This window comes from Sphingobium sp. B2D3A (assembly GCF_025961795.1).
GTDB lineage: Bacteria > Pseudomonadota > Alphaproteobacteria > Sphingomonadales > Sphingomonadaceae > Sphingobium.
Window position 1 is genome coordinate 1,566,937 of record NZ_JAOQOI010000001.1, and the last position, 17,300, is coordinate 1,584,236.

The following is a 17,300-nucleotide window of genomic DNA, read 5'->3' on the forward strand; positions in this document are numbered from 1 at the left end:
ACATGATGAGACAGGCCGACCCGGACAAGTGCCGGACCATCCCCTTGCGCCAGTCATTGATCCGCTTGGCTGAGCGGGAGCGGAGCACCTCCGTCCCGGCGGGCTTCTTCACCCAAGAGGAATCGTGACCGCCTGCATTTCCATATAGGACTGCATCCCCGCGACGCCCTGTTCCCGCCCATAGCCTGAATGCTTGGCGCCACCGAACGGCACGTCGCGGCCATTGCCGCCGTGCCGGTTGACCCAGACCATCCCGGCCTCAAGCTGCCGGGCAATCGCGCCGCCGCCGTCTGTGTCCGCCGTCCACACCGATGCGCCGAGGCCGAATTCGGTGGCGTTGGCGCGGCGGATGACATCCTCGATCTCGTCGAAAGCCAGCACCGGCAGCACCGGGCCGAACTGCTCTTCGCGCACCAGCGGCGCTGCGTCATCCAGTCCGGCGACCACCGTCGGCATGACGAAATAGCCCGGGCCGGACAGCCGCTCGCCGCCGGTGAGGATCTGCGCGCCCGGGGTTGCCCGCACGCCGTCGAGCAGCGCCAGCACCTTCTCGAACTGCATCCGGTTCTGGATCGGCCCCATCTGGCTTTGCGGATCGGTGCCCGGCCCCACGCGGATGGCCGCCGCCCGGCGGGCCAGCGCCTCGACCATCGCCGGGTAAAGCGCGCGATGCACGAACACCCGCTTGATCGCCATGCAGACCTGCCCGCAATTGGCAAAGGCGCTGCGGGCAATGCCCTCGGCGGTGGCTTCCAAATCCGCATCGGGCAGGACAATGGCTGGATCGTTGCCGCCCAGTTCCAGCGTGATGCGCTTGAAGGTGCCTGCCGCGCTGGCCATCACATGCCGGCCGGTCGCCACCGATCCGGTGAAGCTGATCTTGTCCACATCCGGATGCGTCGTCAGCCATACGCCCAGATCATTGCCGCCGCTCAGGATGTTCACCGTGCCCGGGGGCACGATGTCGGCAATCGCCTGGCCGATAGCGAGCGTGGAGAGCGGCGTGAGCGGGGAGGGCTTCAGCACGATGCAATTGCCGGTGTAGAGCGCCTGCGCGATCTTCACGGTGGCCAGCATCACTGGCACGTTCCACGGCGTGATGCCCCCCACCACGCCGAGCGGCCGATAGCGGATTTCCACCCGCTCGCGCGCATCTTCGCGGAGCACGCCGCCGGCGACATCGAAGGCGCTCAACGCCTCGATATGATCGGCCGCACGGCGCACCTCGCCAATGGCGTCGTGCAACGGCTTGCCCTGTTCGGCGGTGAGCAGTGCGCCCAGCGGGTCGGCGACTTCGCGCAGCCGCGCCGCGATCTCGTGGATGACGGCGCGCCGCTCGGTCACATCGCGGGCCGACCAACCGGGGAAGGCGCGGCGCGCGGCGGCGACCGCCCGGTCGAGATCGTGCCGCTGCGCGTCCGGTGACTGCGCAAAGGCGGCACCGGTCGCGGGATCGATCACCGGCATGAACGCCTCTCCCGCCACGATCTCCCCGTCGATCAGCATGCCAGCGGCAAGCTCGGGTGGGGCAAGCAAGGGCTTTTGCGCGGTCAGGCTATCGTTCATGTTGCTTTTGGTCTCCGCTTGGCTCACATCCGGCGATACGCCATAAAGATAATATAGTAGTATAGTTTGAGCAATCGGGAAGGGGTGGAATGTTTGACGATTTCGTGACCTTGGGACGGTCCGGCCTGCGGGTGAGCCGTTACGCGCTCGGCACCTTCAACTTCGGCGGCGCGCAGCCCTGGAGTCTGGACGCCACCGCTGCCGGGCGCCTCATTGCGCAGTATCGCGACCTCGGCGGCAACTTCCTCGATTGCGCGAACAGCTATGGCGGCGGCGACGCCGAGACGATCCTCGGTGAGTATCTCGCCGGCGAGTCCGGCCTGCGCGACCGGCTGGTGATCGCCACCAAATTCGGCTCGAATGTCCGCGATGGCGATCCCAATGCCGGCGGGGGCGGGCGCAAGTCCATCCTGCAAAGCGTCGAAGCCTCGCTGCGCAAGCTCAGGACCGACCGGGTCGATCTGCTCTGGATGCACATTGTCGATCCGCTGACGCCGATGGACGAGACGATGCGCGCGCTCGATGATCTGGTGCGGGCGGGCAAGGTGCTGCATGTCGGCCTTTCCAACATTCCGGCGTGGAAAGTGGCCGAGGCGCACTGGCTGGCGCAGTGGCGCAATCTGGCGCCGGTGATCGGCCTGCAGCTGCAATATTCGCTGATGGAGCGGAATATCGAGATCGAGCATGTACCGCTCGCCCAGGCCTATGGCATGGGCATCGCGGCATGGTCGCCGCTCAAGAGCGGCGCGCTGAGCGGCCGCTACCGGCGCGGCGATGCCAGCAATCATGATGCCGAAGGGCGCGGTTCGTTCCTTGCCCGCATTCTGGATGAGAAGGCCGAGCGCGTGGTGGACGTGGTGCTGCAGGTCGCGGAGCGCCACGGCGCCAGCCCCGCGCAGATCGCACTGGCCTGGCTGCAGGCGCAGCCCTGGGTGATGACGATCCTGCTGGGCGCCAACGATGCCGATCAGCTTGTCGAGAATGCCGCAGCGAGCCGCATCACCCTGTCGGCCGAGGATCTGGCGGCGCTCGATGCCGCCGGGCCTCCCGCGCTGACCTATCCCGCCGACTTTGCGCGGCGTGCCACGGGCTCGATTAGTGGCGGCACCCGCATCAACGGTATCGCGCCACCCACCGGCGGCGGCTCGCCGAGCCAGAGCCGGCGCTAAGGGTTTAAGCTGAGCGCTTAAAGGGCCAGCGCCGCGTAGCGCTCGAGATGGGCGTCGCGGTCGCCATGGGACAGCTCGAACAGGCCCAGCCGGGCGAACAGATGCGCGGCCGGATATTCCTGCACTAGCCCCATGCCGCCATGGAGTTGCACGCACTGCTCGCCGATGAAGCGGGCCGACTCGCCGACCTTCACTTTCGCCGCCGAGACCGCCCGGGCGCGCGCCATCGGGTCGTCCGCCTCGCAGGCGGCGATGGCGGCGGCCGCGATCGGCGCGGCGAGTTCCTGCGCGATGGCCATGTCGACCAGCCGATGCTGGAGCACCTGAAAGGCATCCAGCGGGCGACCGAATTGCCGGCGGGTGTGGGTATGCTCGCGAGCGAGGGCATTCGCCGCCCGCAAGGCGCCAACGGCATCCGCGCAGGCGAGGGCGGTGGCTTCATCGAGCGCGCGGGCCAGTGCCGCCTCGGCGCCCGGCATCCGCGCGGCGGTGGGGACGATGACGTCATCCAGCAAGACGTCGGCGGCACCGGTCCAGTCGAAGCAGCGGGTCGGACGAACGGCCAGATCCGCCGCCGGGACGAGAAACAGCGCCACACCCCCGGCCGTGTTCGCCGAAACGATGAACAGGTCTGCGGTATCCCCGCCCGCCACGGCAACCTTGCGCCCCGAGAGGCGCCAGCCATGCGGATCGGGCGTGGCGTGGGCAGTGATCGGCCGGCCGTAGCCGCCATCGGCTTCCTCATGCGCCAGCACGACGCGGACTGCGCCGCTGCAGATGGCGGGCAGCCATGCCGCCTGCTGGTCCTCGCTGCCGGCCGCCGCCAGCAGTCGCGCACCGATCATCACCGCCGCATAGGGCTCCAGCACCATGGCGCCGCCCATCGTCTCGGCCACCATTGCGAGATCGCCCAGCGTACCGGGGAAGCCGCCATGCCCCTCCGGCAGGGTGAGGGCGAGCAGGCCAAGCTCGGCATAAGCCGCCCAGGCCGCCTGCGATTCCCGCGCGGCGCTCTCATGCGCATCGCGGCGTTGCTCGAAGCTGTAGTGCCGCGCGAGCACGGTTTCGAGTGAGTTGCGCAGCAGGTCGCGAATGTTCGTCTCTTCGGCACCGTTTGCCGGCGCGGCGTCCATCACGGTCGTGTTCATCGGGCTGCCCCCAGGCCAAGCGTTTTGGCGATGATGTTGCGCTGGATTTCGTTCGAGCCGCCATAGATGCTGACGACGCGCGTATCGAAATGGCTCTTGAACAGGCGCCCGAGCCATGGCTTGTCCGCATCGCCAGCGTCCATGGCGGCGTCGGGGGCGAACGGCGCTGCGCTGCGGCCCGCCACCTCGACCAGCAGGCGCGTCAGTCGCTGCTGAAGCTCCGATCCCTTGATCTTGAGCATATTGGCCTCGATCCCCGGGGCGACCCCGGCCCGGGCGCGGTCCAGCATGGCGGTGGCGATGGCCTCCAGCGCATCCAGCTCGATCGCCGCCTCGGCGATGCGCGCGCGGACATGCGGCGCGCCGGCCAGCCCCTGTTCGGCCGCGATCTGCCTCAGCCGCGCCAGCTGGCGGCGGTTGAGGCCGATCCGCGCGATCGACAGCCGCTCGTTGCCGAGCACCACGCGCGAATAGGTCCAGCCTTTATGCGGCTCGCCCACCAGATTTTCGGCGGGCACCCGCACAGTGTCGAAGAACACCTCGTTGGTGGTGTGGGCGCCGTTGAGCAGGATGATCGGGCGAATGTCGATGCCCGGCGTCTTGAGGTCGATGAGCAGCATGGAGATGCCCATTTGCGGCTTGGGCGCATCGGGATCGGTGCGGATCAGCGCGAACATCATGGTCGATTCATGCGCCATGGTCGTCCACATCTTCTGCCCGTTGACCACCCAATGGTCGCCGTCCCGCACGGCGCGAGTCTTGAGCGAGGCGAGGTCGGACCCGGCACCCGGTTCGGAGAAGCCTTGGCACCAGATGTCTTCGCCGGAGAGGATGCGCGGCAGATAATGGGCCTTCTGCTCCGGCGTGCCGTAATGCATCAGCGTCGGGCCGAGCATCTTGAGGCCGAAGGAGCCAAGGTCCGGCGCGCCTTCCTCGGCCAGCGTCTCGGAGAAAATATAGGTCTGGACCGGGCTCCAGCCGGTGCCGCCATGCTCCACCGGCCAGTGCGGCGCCGCCCAGCCGCGCGCGTGCAGCGCCTTGTGCCAGGCGAGCCGCTCCGCTGCGGTGATGCCGACCGCGTTGGTCACTTTCTCGCGCACATCCGCCGGGCACTCCGCCCGCACGAATGCGCGGACCTCTTCGGCAAAAGCCTGCTCGCTTTGCGTGTACATGCCTGTCCTCTCCTTCTCCTTCCCATCATCGCGCGCTCGCAGATAATATCAAGTAGCTTTATATAAAGCGGCTGGAGAATGTTGTTGTCATTAGCATCGATTTGCGCAACAATTGAGTCGTCACCGGATCGGGGCAGAAGGCTGCGCGGTTTGCATCGAGGGCGCCGCCGGCAAGCCTCGGTTTCCGGGGCATTGGGCCGTCATCCAAGCACCTGTTAAAACCCGGCGACCCCAAAAGATAATATAGTATCATTGTTGTTGACACAGCCTTTATGACGCTTAGTCTCGGGCACAATGAAAGGCCGGCAGGCGCAAACCTGCGGCAACAAATAGGAGGGGATATGTCTCGTCGAACATGGTTGCTCGCGTCTGCTGCCGCTTGCACATTTGTCGCCCTGGGGTCTGCCCCGGCGCTCGCGCAGGATGGGCCGGCGCCCCAGGCGCAGGATAACGATGCGCAGGTGCGCGATATCATCATCACCGGCTCGCGCGTGAAGCGCGATGGCTTCCAGGCGCCCACGCCGCTGGTCGTCGTGACCTCCGAGGCGATTGCAGAGCGCGGCGCGGCCAATGTCGGCGACTATCTCAATGAGGTGCCGTCCTTCCGTCCGAGCGTCAGCAACCAGACCAACACCCAATCGTCCAACCTCTCCGGCGCGACCTTCGCCGATCTGCGCGCGCTGGGGAACATCCGTACGCTGGTGCTGGTCGATGGCCGCCGACATGTGCCCACCGCGCCCACCGGGCAGGTGGATCTCAATCTCATGCCCACCGTCATGATCGACCGGGTCGATGTGGTGACGGGCGGCGCCTCGGCCGCCTACGGCTCGGACGCGATTTCCGGCGTCGTCAACGTCATCATGAACAACCGACTGACCGGCTTGAAGGGTGATCTTTCCCTCGGCCTTTCCGAGGAGGGCGATAATTTCGAGCGCCGCATCGGTCTGGCTTTCGGCAGCCCATTTGCCGAGGGTCGCGGCCACTTCGTGATCGGCGGCGAATATGTGAAGTCCGATGGCATCGGCGGCTTCGATGATCGGGCCTGGGGGCGGCGCTACGAGGAGTCCGTTTCCTTCGCCGCCACGCGTCCGGCGGGCACCCCGTCGCGGTCGTTCGAGAGCGGCGTGCGGTTCGTCAATTCGCTCATCGGCGGTGTCATCCTCGGCAACAATGCCGATACCAACCCGGCCAATGGCGTCGATGCGCTGCGCGGCATCTGGTTCCCAGCGCCGGGGCAGGTCGGCAATTTCACCTACGGGCAGGAGTCGGGCGGTTCCTCCTACAATATGTCGAGTTCGCAGGGCACGGCGCCCCGCCTTGGCCATACGCTGGTGCTGCCGGTGGATCGCTACGTGGTCCGCGCGCACCTGAATTATGAACTCAGCGACGCCATCGGCATGTTCGTGGAAGGCAGCTATGGCCGGTCGGGCTCGGATTATTCCGGCCCCATTCCGCGCGATACGGCCGTGAGCGGCGCCAACGCCGTTATCATTCGGCGCGACAACGCCTTTCTCCCGGCCGCCGTGGCATCCATCATGGACGCAAACGGCATCACGTCGTTCGTCATGGGACGGTCGAACCCGGATTTCTCCTCGACACAGATCGTGAACTTCAATTCCACCTATCGCGTGGCTGCCGGACTGAATGGTGATCTTGGCGGTGGCTGGGCGTGGGACGGTTATGTCCAGTATGGCGAGAACAAGCTCGACTCCCAGATCCGCAACATGCGCATCCAGCAGAATTTCCTCTGGGCCTATGATGCGATCAATGTGGGCGGCCAGATCGTCTGCCGCGATACGACCGCACGTGCGCAGGGCTGCGTCCCGTTGAACCTGTTCGGGGTGGGCGCCATGTCGCCGCAGGCGATTGCTTATGTGAATGGCACCCAGTTCCAGAGCATCACCACGACCCAGTTTGTCGGCGCGCTCAACCTTCGCGGTGAGCCCTTCTCCACCTGGGCAGGGCCGGTTTCTCTGGCGGCGGGCGCCGAGTATCGCCGCGATACGGCGCTGAGCGTCGTTGACTCACTGGCGGCGCAACGGCGCTACAATTTCTCCAATCCGCAGCCTTATCAGGGCGCGTTCGCCACCAAGGAAGCTTATGCCGAAGTCGTGGTGCCGCTGGCCCGCGACACGGCGTTCTTCAAGGCGCTCGATCTCAACGGTGCGGTGCGTTACACGGATTATGACGTGTCGGGTGGCGTGACCACCTGGAAGATCGGCGCGACGTGGGACGTGCTGGACGGGCTGCGGTTCCGCGGAACGCGCTCGCGGGACATTCGGGCGCCCAATGCGGCTGAGCTGTTCTCGGTGACCTCCACCCAGTCAACGCTGCGCAATCCGTTCAACGGCGTGTCGCGGTCCTACACGGTGGTCTTCGCGCCCAGCCAGACGCTGGCGCCGGAAAAGGCGGATACCTTCACCGTCGGCGCGGTGGTGTCCCCCTCGTTCCTGCCGGGCTTCTCCGCCTCGATCGATTATTACAATATCAAGATCAACGGCGCGATTGCCAGCTTCCCCGCCCAGCAGATTGTCGACAACTGCTATGCGGAAATCCAGGGCGGCTCGCGCGGCGCCTTCTGCGCCGTGACGGCCCTTTCCGGCACCGGCACCTCCACGGAAATCAACTCGGTGACCGTGCAGTTGCTCAACCTCGCCTCGCTGGAGACGCGCGGCGTGGACTTCGAGATGCAGTACCGCTTCAATGCTGGTCCGGGCCGGGTCACCACGCGCCTGTTCGGCACTTATGTGAAGGATCTGATCTCGGACGATGGGCTGGGCGTCGCGCCCACTCGCAATGCCGCTGGAATCATCCAGACGCGGGGCAGCCGGATCAACCGGGCCGGCCAGCTCGGTGGGTTCACCTCCGGCCTCAATACCGGGGCCACGAGCGTACCGCACTGGCAGATCAACGCCAGCCTCGGCTATGAGACGGATGATTGGGGCACCACGCTCAACGCGCGTTGGATCGACGGCGGTATCGTGGACGCAACCCTCGTTCAGCCCGGCGACCCGGATTATAATTCCGCTTCGCCGATTTCGGTCGGCAACATGAACGTTGCCTCGCGGCTGTATCTGAACTGGTCCGGCAACATCAATCTGATGGAGAGCAACGGCAAGAAGGTGCAGCTCTATGCTGTCATCAACAACCTGCTCGACAAGGAGCCGCCCTTTCCGAACACGCAATTGGCCGGCTTCTATGATCGTATCGGCCGGTCCTACAAGGTCGGCGTGCGCTTCAATTTCTGATCGCTTCGGCAGCGGCCGGCCACGCGTCGGCCGCTGCCTTGACTTACATATTGGGGGCCGCGCTCGCGCGCCCTTTTTCATGGCCCCCTCAGCATGAATGGTGATCCTATGTCTGCGACCGATCTTTCCCCCCGGATCAAACCTGTGCGGGGAGCCGATGCGGTCGCCTTGTTCATGCGCCCCCGCTCGATTGCGGTCATCGGCGTGTCGGCCAAGCCCAAGACGGCGGGGCGGACGGTGCTCGCCAATCTCCAGCTCAACGCCTTTGATGGCGATGTCCATGTCGTCGGCCGGGCGGAGGGGGAGATTGACGGCTATCCCGTGACGCAGAGCATCGACGATCTGCCTGAGGGCGTCGATCTGGCGGTGTTCACCCTGCCCGCAGCGGGCGTGAAGGATGCGCTGGAGGCCTGCGTCAGGCGCGGCGTCAAAGCCGTCACGGTCTTTTCTTCGGGCTTTGCCGAGGCCGGTAATCGGGCGGGGCAGGATGAACTGGTCCGCATTGCCTATGAAGGCAATGTCGCGCTGCTCGGGCCGAACTGCCTCGGTTACACAAACCTTGTGAAGGGCTTGCCCATCGGCTTTGCCAATGCCCGCAAGGTCGCCAAGCTGGCACCGGACGATCCCAATCCGGCCATTGCCATGGTCTCGCAGAGCGGCGGGCTGATGGCCTATGCCAGCACCAATCTCGCCGCACGGCATCTGCCGATGGCCTATACCGTCTCCACCGGAAACGAGGCCGGCATCGGTATCCCAGACTTCATCGATTTCTTCGCGCAGGATGAGGCGACCAAGGTCATTGCCCTGTATCTCGAGGAAGTGCGCGATCCGCAGGCCTTCCTCGCCGCGGCCCGGCGCGCGCAGGCGGCCGGCAAGGCGCTGGTCGCCATTCATCCGGGCCGGGGCGAGAAGGGCAAGGCCGCCATCCAGTCGCACACCGGCGCGCTGGCGGGCGATTATGCCACCATGCAGCTCCATCTCGATCGCGCCGGCGTGGTGCTGGTCGAGACGCTGGAGGAGTGGGTCGATGTGATCGAGCTGCTGGCGCGCTATCCGGTCGCGCCCACCAAGGGCCCCGGTGTGCTCACCTTCTCCGGCGGCTTCTGCGCCATTGCGCACGATTATTTCGAGGCGCTGGACATGGAGATGCCCGCCCTCACCGAGCAGACCCGCAGCGAACTGGCGCCGCAACTCCCCGTCTTCATCCCGCCGCGCAACCCGCTCGATCTCGGCACGCAGGCGATTTTCCAGCCGGAGCTGATCCCGCTCGGCACCAATGCGCTGATGGCGGATGGCAATGTCGGCAGCGTGCTGATCGCCATCAACAGCGGCACGGCGGCCTCGCAGCGCGGCTATGGGCCGATGTTCATCGACAGCCTCAAGGGCAAGGATCGCCCGGCGATCATGGCCTTCCCGGCGCCCGAAATGGATGCCGACTTCGAAGCCTCGGTGCGCGCCAACCGCCTGATCCTCAGCCGCTCCATCGAGCGGTCGATGACGGCGCTGTCTCGCGTCACACGCCATGGCCGCTCGCTGGCGCGCTCGGCGCGCTCGGTCACCCACACGCCCTTTGCCGATCTGCCGACGCTGGGCAGTGGCCCGCAGCCCGAATGGCTCGGCAAGCAGCTGCTGTCCGCCATGGGCATCCGCGTGCCCGCCGGTGGCCTCGCCACGACACTGGAGGAAGCCGAGGCGACCGCCGCCAAGGTCGGCTACCCGCTGGCCATCAAGGCGCAGGCCGGCGCGCTGGCGCACAAGACCGAGGCGGGCGGCGTCATCCTCGGCATTCGTGACGCCGACGAGCTACGCCGCGCCTGGGACGATCTCCACGCCAATGTCGCCCGCGCCCAGCCCGGACTGGTGCTCGATGGCGTGCTGGTCGAGAAAATGGCGCCCAAGGGACTGGAACTGATGATCGGCGCCAAGCGCGATGCCAAATGGGGGCCGGTCGTGCTGGTCGGCCTCGGCGGCATCTGGGTCGAGGCGCTGGGCGATGTGCGCCTGCTCCCGGTCGACATGGCGCAGGAGGATATCGTCGTCGAGCTGATGAAGCTGCGCAGCGCCAAGCTGCTCAAGGGCTTCCGGGGATCACCCCCGGTCGATGTGCAGGCGGTCGCCCACACCGCCGCGCTGATCGGCCGCCTGATGGAAACCATGCCGCAGATCGAGGAGATCGACCTCAACCCCGTCTTCGTGCATCCCCAAGGGGAAGGGCTGACGGCCGTCGATGCCCTCATCATCACCGCTGCGGAGGGCAACTGAACCATGAGCGAGACGCTGGCGACCTATGAGCTGGATGGCGAGATCGCCATCGTCGGTATCAACCGCGCAGCCAAGCGCAATGCGGTGAACACGCAAGTGATGGCGAGCCTGCATGCGGCGTTCGAGCGCGCCGCGTCGGAAGCGCGCGTGGGCATCCTCTTTGGCCATGGCGGCAATTTTTCGGCCGGGCTGGATCTGGCGGAAGCCGCCTCGCGCATGAGCGGCGCCAATCCGCCCAAGCCCTGGGAGCGCGGCCGCTGGACGGTCCCGCTCGATCTCGTCGCGCGCGGGCCGATCCCGTGGATCGCCGCGCTGGAGGGCGCCTGCATCGGCGGCGGGCTGGAGATCGCCTCGGCCTGTCAGGTGCGCGTCGCCGACGAGAGCACCTTCTTCGCCCTGCCGGAGGGCAAGCGCGGCATCTTCGTGGGCGGCGGCGGCGCCGTGCGCATTCAGGGCCTGATGGGCTATGCCCGCATGGCCGACATGATGCTCACCGGCCGCGTGCTGAGCGCCGCCGAGGGGGAGCGCGCCAATCTCTGCCAATATGTCGTGCCCAAGGGCGAGGCGATGGCCAAGGCGAAGGAACTCGCGGCGAGCATCGCCAGCAATGCGCCCAACACCAATTGGGCGGTCTGCGCCGCTCTCCCCCGCATCGGCGACATGAGCCACAGCGACGGGCTGTTCTTCGAAGGGCTGATCGGCGGATCGGCCCGCAGCAGCGAGGGCACCGACCGCATCCGCGCCTTTGTCGAGCGCGGCGAGAACAAGGTCGCCGCGCCGCCTTCCGACCCGGCGAAAGGCTGAGCCATGGCGCTGCGGGACAATGCCATTGTCGGCTATGCGGAGACCAAGATCGTCCTGCGCAGCGAGGTCGATGTCTGGGAGCTGGGCGCCGAGATCCTCGACGGCGTCCTGGAGCAGACCGGCTTCGAGAAGGGCGAGATTGATGGGCTGATCCTCTCATCCTCGTCCACCGGCGCCGGCAACATCTTCTGGTCGCAGACCACGGCCGATCAGCTCGCACTGGAGCTGGATTTCTGCCAGACGGTAGACATTGGCGGTTCCTCGCCGGTCGGCGCGGTGGCACGCGCCGCCGCCGCCATCGATGCCGGGCTCTGCACCACCGTCCTCTGCCTCTTCGCCGATACCGCCGTCGCCGAGAATAATGGCCGCCCGCGCTCCTATGGCGCGGAGTGGACCACGCCTTATGGCTATCTCGGCGCGCCCGCCGCCTTCGGCATGTTGAGCCGCTATTATCATGACAAGTTCGGCCTGGACGAGCGGGCGCTGGGCAAGCTGGCCGTGGCCCAGCGCGAGCACGCCCTGCGCAACGACAAGGCCTGCGAGAAGCTGCGCAAGCCGATCACGGTCGATGATTATTTGCAGTCGCGCATGATCAACGACCCGATCCGCCTGCTCGATTGTGTCATGCCGTGCGATGGCGCCAGCGGGGTGCTGGTCACCAGCCGCAAGCGCGCCGAGCAGCGTGGCCTCACGCGCTGCGCGGTGCTGCGCGGCTATGGCGAGCGCACCAATCTCGGCGCCGCTTCGGCCATCGTCGATCCCACCGTCACCGGCCACCGGCAGGCCGGGGAGCGGGCCTTTGCGCAGGCGGGGCTCACCCCGCGCGATATCGGCTCCTTCCATCCTTATGACGACTTCATCATTGCGATCATGATGCAGTTGGAAATGCTCGGCTTTTGCGCGCACGGGCAGGGAGCGGCGTTCATCCACGAGGCCGATTTCCTCTTCTCCGGCGATCTGCCGCTCAACACCGGCGGCGGCCAGATTTCCGCCGGGCAATGCGGTCTGGCGGGTGGCGGCACCAATCTCGTCGAGGCGGTGCGCCAATTGTTCGGCGATGGCGGCGCGCGGCAGGTGAAGGACCGCCGCCATGCGCTCGTCACCGGCATCGGCGGCATCCCCTATGGGCGGAACTGGAACACCAGCACCGCCCTCATCCTCACGTCGGAGGGCTGAGGCGCATGGCCGATCTCAACGATCTCCTCGATATCGATCGCCCGCTGCCGCCCGAGCGCAGCTTTTCGCGCCCCTATTGGGAAGCGACGCGCGAGAAGAAGCTGCTCATCCAATATGATCGCGTGGCCGACGCCTATCAATTCTACCCGCGCCCCACGAGCATCTACACCGGTCGCCGCGACACTCTGGAATGGCGCGAGGTTTCCGGGCGCGGCACGATCTTCAGCTACACCATCGTCCGCCGCGCCCGCCCGCCGTTCCGCGACAAGGAGCCTTATGTCGTCGCCATGGTCACGCTGGAGGAAGGCGTGAATGTGATGAGCAACATCATCCATTGCAGCGAAGCCGATCTGAAGACCGGGCTGGCGGTGAAGCCCTACTGGCACCCGCTGCCCGATGGTCGCCACCTGCTGCTGTTCGAACCGGCCTGAGACTTCCCCGTCCGATCCTCTTTTGAATGGCCAGAGCGATGACGCCTGCTTAGGCTAGGCGGCGTAGGCAGAACGTGACGGCAATTGGCAGCCCCCCCGTCATTCCCGCGAACGCGGGAATCCAGCTTGGACCTTGCGTCTCGGCGCAGGCGTGGACCTGGATTCCCGCGTTCGCGGGAATGACGAGGGGAGATGGCAGGCCGGTGCATCCGCCGGGCGCAAGGGAGAAGGACGCATCATGAGTTACATCAAGGGCAAGGTCGCGCTGGTCACCGGCGCCAGCTCGGGTCTCGGCGCGGCCATCGCAACCGAATTTGCCGCAGCCGGGGCCTCACTGATCGTCGGCGCACGCCGCAAGGCACCGCTGGATGCGTTCGCGGCCGAGGTTGAAGCGCAGGGCGGGCAGGCGCTCGCCGTGCAGTGCGATGTCTCGCAGGAGGCCGCTGTGCAGGAGATGTTCGCCACCGGCCTCGCGCGGTTCGGGCGCATCGATATTCTCATCAACAATGCCGGCATCGCCGATCACACCCCGACCGATGAACTCTCCTTCGCGCGCTGGTCGGAAGTGATCGACACCAATCTCAACGGCGCTTTCCTGTGCGCGCGGGAGGCGCTGCGGATCATGAAAGGGCAGGGGGCGGGGCGAATGATCCACATCGGCAGCCTCTCCGCGCAGGTGCCTCGCCCGAACACCATTGCTTATGCCGCGAGCAAGTTCGCGCTGGCGGGCATGAACCATTCCCTCGCCATCGATGGGCGCGATCATGGCGTTGCCTCGTCCATCTTCCACCCCGGCATTGTCGGCACCAATCTGGTGCAGAACATGCAGGAGGGCGATCCGCGCGACCGGATCAGCGCCGATGTCGCGGCGCGCGCGGTGCTGGCCATGGCCGATCTGCCCGATCATGTGAACTTCGTCGATGGCACCATATTGCCGCTCAATATGCCATTCCTGGGCCGCGGCTGACCGCGCCCGATATTGTTGTTTCAAGCAACGGAGTTGTTGACAGGTCGATAGGATGCATGGGAAGCTGAGCCGATAAAAAAAGCATGAATCGGCAAGGCTGGCTACGGAGAGGACAGGCGATGGCCACGACACCCGCGACAGGCAAATACTATCCCGGCTGGTGGGTGGTGGCTGCCGGATTCATCATCTTCTTCTTTTCCTTCGGTGGCCCGACCTACTCCATGTCGCTCCTCTATAATGAGGTGATCGCGGAGTTCGGCTGGACCCGCGCAGAGGCCACCGGCATCTATGCCTGGAAAGGCCTCACCGGCGCGCTGGTCGCCATTCTCGTCATCGGGCCGGCGGTGCAGCGCTTCGGGTTGAAACCGGTCTTCCTCACCGTGCTGATCATCCAGGCGCTGGGCTTCTTCACCTTCCTCAACGTCAGCTCCATCGCCACTTACTTTCTCGCCGGCTTCCTCATTGGCCTCGGCCAGGGGGCGGTGCTGCTTTGCATCAAGCTGATGGTGGCGCGCTGGTTCATGCGCAATGTCGGCTTTGCCGGCGCGCTGGCGCTGGTCGGGTCGAGTGCCGGCGGCGTGGTCTTTCCCATCGTCATTGCCGCGCTCATTCCCGAGATCGGCTGGCGCATGACCTATGCGCTGATCGGCGTGTCGATCCTCGCCGTCTCGGTGCCGCTCGTCCTGTTCGTCAAGCAAAACCCGTCGGAAGAGGATCTGCTGCCGGAGACCGCCAATGCCAAGGGCGTGCTGCCCAGCGCAGAGGTGGCGGCGGCGACGCGCGCGGCGGACATCCCGATGAGCTATGCCGAACTGGTGCGCAAGCCGATGTTCTGGGGCATCATGGTCGGCGTGCTGATCATCGCGGGCGTGGATCAGGGCCTGTTCCAGAACATGCAGCTCTATTTCGTGCAGGAAGTCGGTCTGACCCGCGAGACGGCGGCGTGGCTGCTCTCGCTCACCTCGGCCATCGGCCTTGCCTCCAAGTTCATCGCCGGCAAGTTCTTCGATGTCTATTCGGTGAAGGGCATTGCGGCCTGGTATCTGCTCATCGCCGCGATGGTGCTGCTCGCCTTTCAGGTTTCCAGCCTCTCCACCGCGATCATCTTCATCTGCGCGCTGGGTCTCGCCCATGGCGGACTGGTGTGCGAGGGGCCGGTGCTGGCCAAGCATGTCTTCGGGCCGCGCAACATGGACAAGGTTCTGCCCATCGTCACCGGCTGCTTCGCGCTTGGCTCGTCCATCGGCCCGGTGACGCTCGCCTATATCTACGATGTGAACGGCCATTATGTCTGGGGCTTCGCGCTGTTCGCCGCCATGGCGTTCTTCGCGGCGTTCCTGCTCACCTTCGTGCGGCCGCTCTATCGGGACCGGCTGCGGGCCGCGACGCAGACCGGCGTGGGCGAGGGGGCGGGGATGGCAACGCCGCCGGCCACCGCCAAGCCCTCCGCCGCGCTATGAGTGCGCCGGATCTGCACAGCCTCCATGCGCAGGCCGACGCGCTGGAGGAGGAGATGAGCGAGGCGCTGGACGCGATCATCATCAAGTCCACCCTCTACCAGTCCGGCGATGTCGATCCGCGCCTGCCGCGCCCGCCCATCGACAATCCCCGTCGGCTGCCGTTCCTGATGGGGCCGGACCCGCGCCTGCCGCCGATGCCGGAGAAGCCGACGCTGGTGGATTTCTTCCGCTATCGCTTCGGCCCATCCGCGCACGTCTTGCAAAGCGCGAAGCTGGCGCGCGATGCCGGGCATGACGAGAAGATCGTGCTCGCCTGCCTGCTGCATGACATCGCCGTCACCGGCTTTATCCGCGCCGATCATGGCTATTGGGCGGCGCAGTTGATCGAGCCTTATGTCGATCCCGAAGTCAGCTGGGCCGTCCGGGAACATCAGGTGGTGCGCTTCTATCCCGATGAATCGGTCGGCTACGACTATCCCGAGGCCTATATCCGCTTCTTCGGCGCGGATTACCGGCCCGATCCCCATATCGACCGCGCCTATCAGCGCGCCCGCAACCACAAATGGTATATGAGCGCGCGGCTCGTCACGCTCAATGATTTCTACGCTTTCGACCCCAATGTCGTCGTGGATATCGAAGAGTTTACGGACATCATCGGCCGCCATTTCCGCCAGCCGGAGGAAGGGCTTGGCTTCGATGACAGCCCCTCCGCGCACATGTGGCGCACCATCATGATGCCGACGCGCTTTCTCTGAGCGGTCTTGCCGAAAGCGCCCGCCATCGGTTGCTAACCGCATCGATATTGTTTACTGAGTCTACAATTATATGCCCGAGCGGCAACAATCTGGGAGCGGAGCGGAATCATGGCGGAGATCGTGCTGGGAATGTGGACATCGCACGGGCCGACCCTCTCGACCACGCCCGAGCAATGGACCCTGCGCGTCGCGGCCGATCTCAAGCGCCAGCATCCCTTCCGCGGCGCCGAATATAGTTTCGATGAGCTGGTGAAGCTGCGCAGTCACGAGAAGCTGGGTGAGGCCTGCACGCTGCCGGAGCGCGAGCGCCGCTCGGCCGCCTGCCAGAGCGCGATCACCGACATGGCCGATCGTTTCGCCGCCGCGCAGATCGATGTCGCCGTCATCATGGGCAATGACCAGCGCGAGCTGTTTCTGGAGGACGTGACGCCCGCGATCACCGTCTATCTCGGCGAGACGATCTGGGACCAGCCCGCCACCCCCGAGCAGGCCGCGCGGATGCCGCCGGGCATTCACGAGGCGGAGTGGGGCCACAGCCCGCCCGAGCGCCGGGATTATCCCTGCCAGCCCGAGCTCGGCATGCACGTCTGCAAATCGCTGGTGCCGCAGGGCTTCGATCTTGCCGTCTCCAAGAAGCTGCCCGAGCCCGCCGGCCACTGGTCGAGCGGCGCGCCGCATTCGCTCGGCTTCATCTATCGCCAGATCATGCGCGACGCGGTCGTGCCCAACCTGCCGATCCTCATCAACACCTTCTTTCCGCCCAACCAGCCCACCGCCCGCCGCTGCTTCGAGCTGGGGCGCGAGGTCGGCAAGGCGATCCGCAGCTGGAAGCAGGATCTGCGCGTCGCCGTGTTCGGCTCGGGCGGCATGAGCCATTTCGTCATCGACGAGGATTTCGACCGCATGTTCTTCGAGGCGCTGCGCACCCGTGACGCGGAGACGCTCTGCGCCATCGAGGACAAGCACCTCCAGTCCGGCACCTCCGAGCTCAAGACCTGGATCGCCGCCGCCGGCGCGCTGTTCGACACCGATCTCACCGGCGACGTGGTCGGCTATGAGCCCTGCTACCGCTCGGAGGCCGGCACCGGCACCGCCAATGGCTTCGTCGCCTGGCAATAGCCCACGCGTTTTCAAAGGACGGA

At 66.0% G+C, this 17,300-nt stretch carries 13 protein-coding genes; 10 read left to right on the forward strand and 3 right to left on the reverse strand.

The window, feature by feature from the left end:
• Window positions 1-108 precede the first annotated feature (108 nt).
• Entirely contained in the window at window positions 109-1,566 is a 1,458-nt protein-coding gene (locus M2337_RS07290) for an aldehyde dehydrogenase family protein (RefSeq protein WP_264569678.1), read from the reverse strand.
• Window positions 1,567-1,655: 89 nt separating this feature from the next.
• Between M2337_RS07290 and M2337_RS07295 the strand changes: the two genes are divergently transcribed.
• The gene (locus M2337_RS07295; protein WP_264569679.1) at window positions 1,656-2,735 is read left to right on the forward strand and encodes an aldo/keto reductase; all 1,080 of its coding nucleotides are present in this window, start codon (window positions 1,656-1,658) and stop codon (window positions 2,733-2,735) included.
• 17 nt (window positions 2,736-2,752) lie between these two features.
• Here the strand turns inward: M2337_RS07295 and M2337_RS07300 are convergent, their stop codons facing one another.
• Both M2337_RS07300 and M2337_RS07305 read right to left on the reverse strand, forming a co-directional pair.
• Window positions 2,753-3,883 carry an acyl-CoA dehydrogenase family protein gene (locus M2337_RS07300; protein ID WP_264569680.1) on the reverse strand — a complete coding sequence of 377 codons (1,131 nt, stop codon included), beginning with the start codon at window positions 3,881-3,883 and terminating at the stop codon, window positions 2,753-2,755.
• The gene (locus M2337_RS07305) at window positions 3,880-5,055 is read right to left on the reverse strand and encodes an acyl-CoA dehydrogenase family protein (RefSeq protein ID WP_264569681.1); all 1,176 of its coding nucleotides are present in this window, start codon (window positions 5,053-5,055) and stop codon (window positions 3,880-3,882) included. The genes M2337_RS07300 and M2337_RS07305 overlap by 4 nt, the downstream gene beginning before the upstream one ends.
• Window positions 5,056-5,396: 341 nt before the next feature.
• On the opposite strand from M2337_RS07305, the gene M2337_RS07310 reads away from it, so the two are divergent.
• The 9 genes from M2337_RS07310 to M2337_RS07350 all read left to right on the forward strand — a co-directional run bounded on the left by M2337_RS07310 (window position 5,397) and on the right by M2337_RS07350 (window position 17,277).
• Window positions 5,397-8,303: a TonB-dependent receptor plug domain-containing protein gene (locus M2337_RS07310; protein ID WP_264569682.1), complete on the forward strand. Its 2,907-nt coding sequence runs from the start codon at window positions 5,397-5,399 to the stop codon at window positions 8,301-8,303.
• A 108-nt stretch (window positions 8,304-8,411) separates the two neighbouring features.
• A complete protein-coding gene (locus M2337_RS07315; RefSeq protein WP_264569683.1) occupies window positions 8,412-10,565 on the forward strand; it encodes an acetate--CoA ligase family protein in 2,154 nt (717 codons plus the stop codon).
• Between the two features lie 3 nt (window positions 10,566-10,568).
• Window positions 10,569-11,369 (forward strand): crotonase/enoyl-CoA hydratase family protein, encoded by an 801-nt coding sequence (locus M2337_RS07320; protein WP_264569684.1) that lies wholly within the window; start codon window positions 10,569-10,571, stop codon window positions 11,367-11,369.
• Window positions 11,370-11,372: 3 nt separating this feature from the next.
• The gene (locus M2337_RS07325) at window positions 11,373-12,545 is read left to right on the forward strand and encodes a thiolase family protein (protein WP_264569685.1); all 1,173 of its coding nucleotides are present in this window, start codon (window positions 11,373-11,375) and stop codon (window positions 12,543-12,545) included.
• Window positions 12,546-12,550: 5 nt separating this feature from the next.
• Complete coding sequence (locus tag M2337_RS07330) at window positions 12,551-12,976, forward strand: Zn-ribbon domain-containing OB-fold protein (RefSeq protein ID WP_264569686.1); 426 nt, start codon at window positions 12,551-12,553, stop codon at window positions 12,974-12,976.
• 238 nt (window positions 12,977-13,214) lie between these two features.
• Window positions 13,215-13,943, forward strand: a complete 729-nt coding sequence (locus M2337_RS07335; protein WP_264569687.1) for an SDR family oxidoreductase — start codon at window positions 13,215-13,217, stop codon at window positions 13,941-13,943.
• Between the two features lie 119 nt (window positions 13,944-14,062).
• On the forward strand, window positions 14,063-15,403 hold the full coding sequence (locus M2337_RS07340) for an MFS transporter (RefSeq protein WP_264569688.1): 1,341 nt from the start codon (window positions 14,063-14,065) through the stop codon (window positions 15,401-15,403).
• The gene (locus M2337_RS07345; RefSeq protein WP_264569689.1) at window positions 15,400-16,158 is read left to right on the forward strand and encodes an HD domain-containing protein; all 759 of its coding nucleotides are present in this window, start codon (window positions 15,400-15,402) and stop codon (window positions 16,156-16,158) included. Before M2337_RS07340 ends, M2337_RS07345 begins: the two co-directional genes overlap by 4 nt.
• A gap of 108 nt (window positions 16,159-16,266) precedes the next feature.
• Window positions 16,267-17,277, forward strand: a complete 1,011-nt coding sequence (locus tag M2337_RS07350) for a protocatechuate 3,4-dioxygenase (protein WP_264569690.1) — start codon at window positions 16,267-16,269, stop codon at window positions 17,275-17,277.
• Window positions 17,278-17,300: the final 23 nt, after the last annotated feature.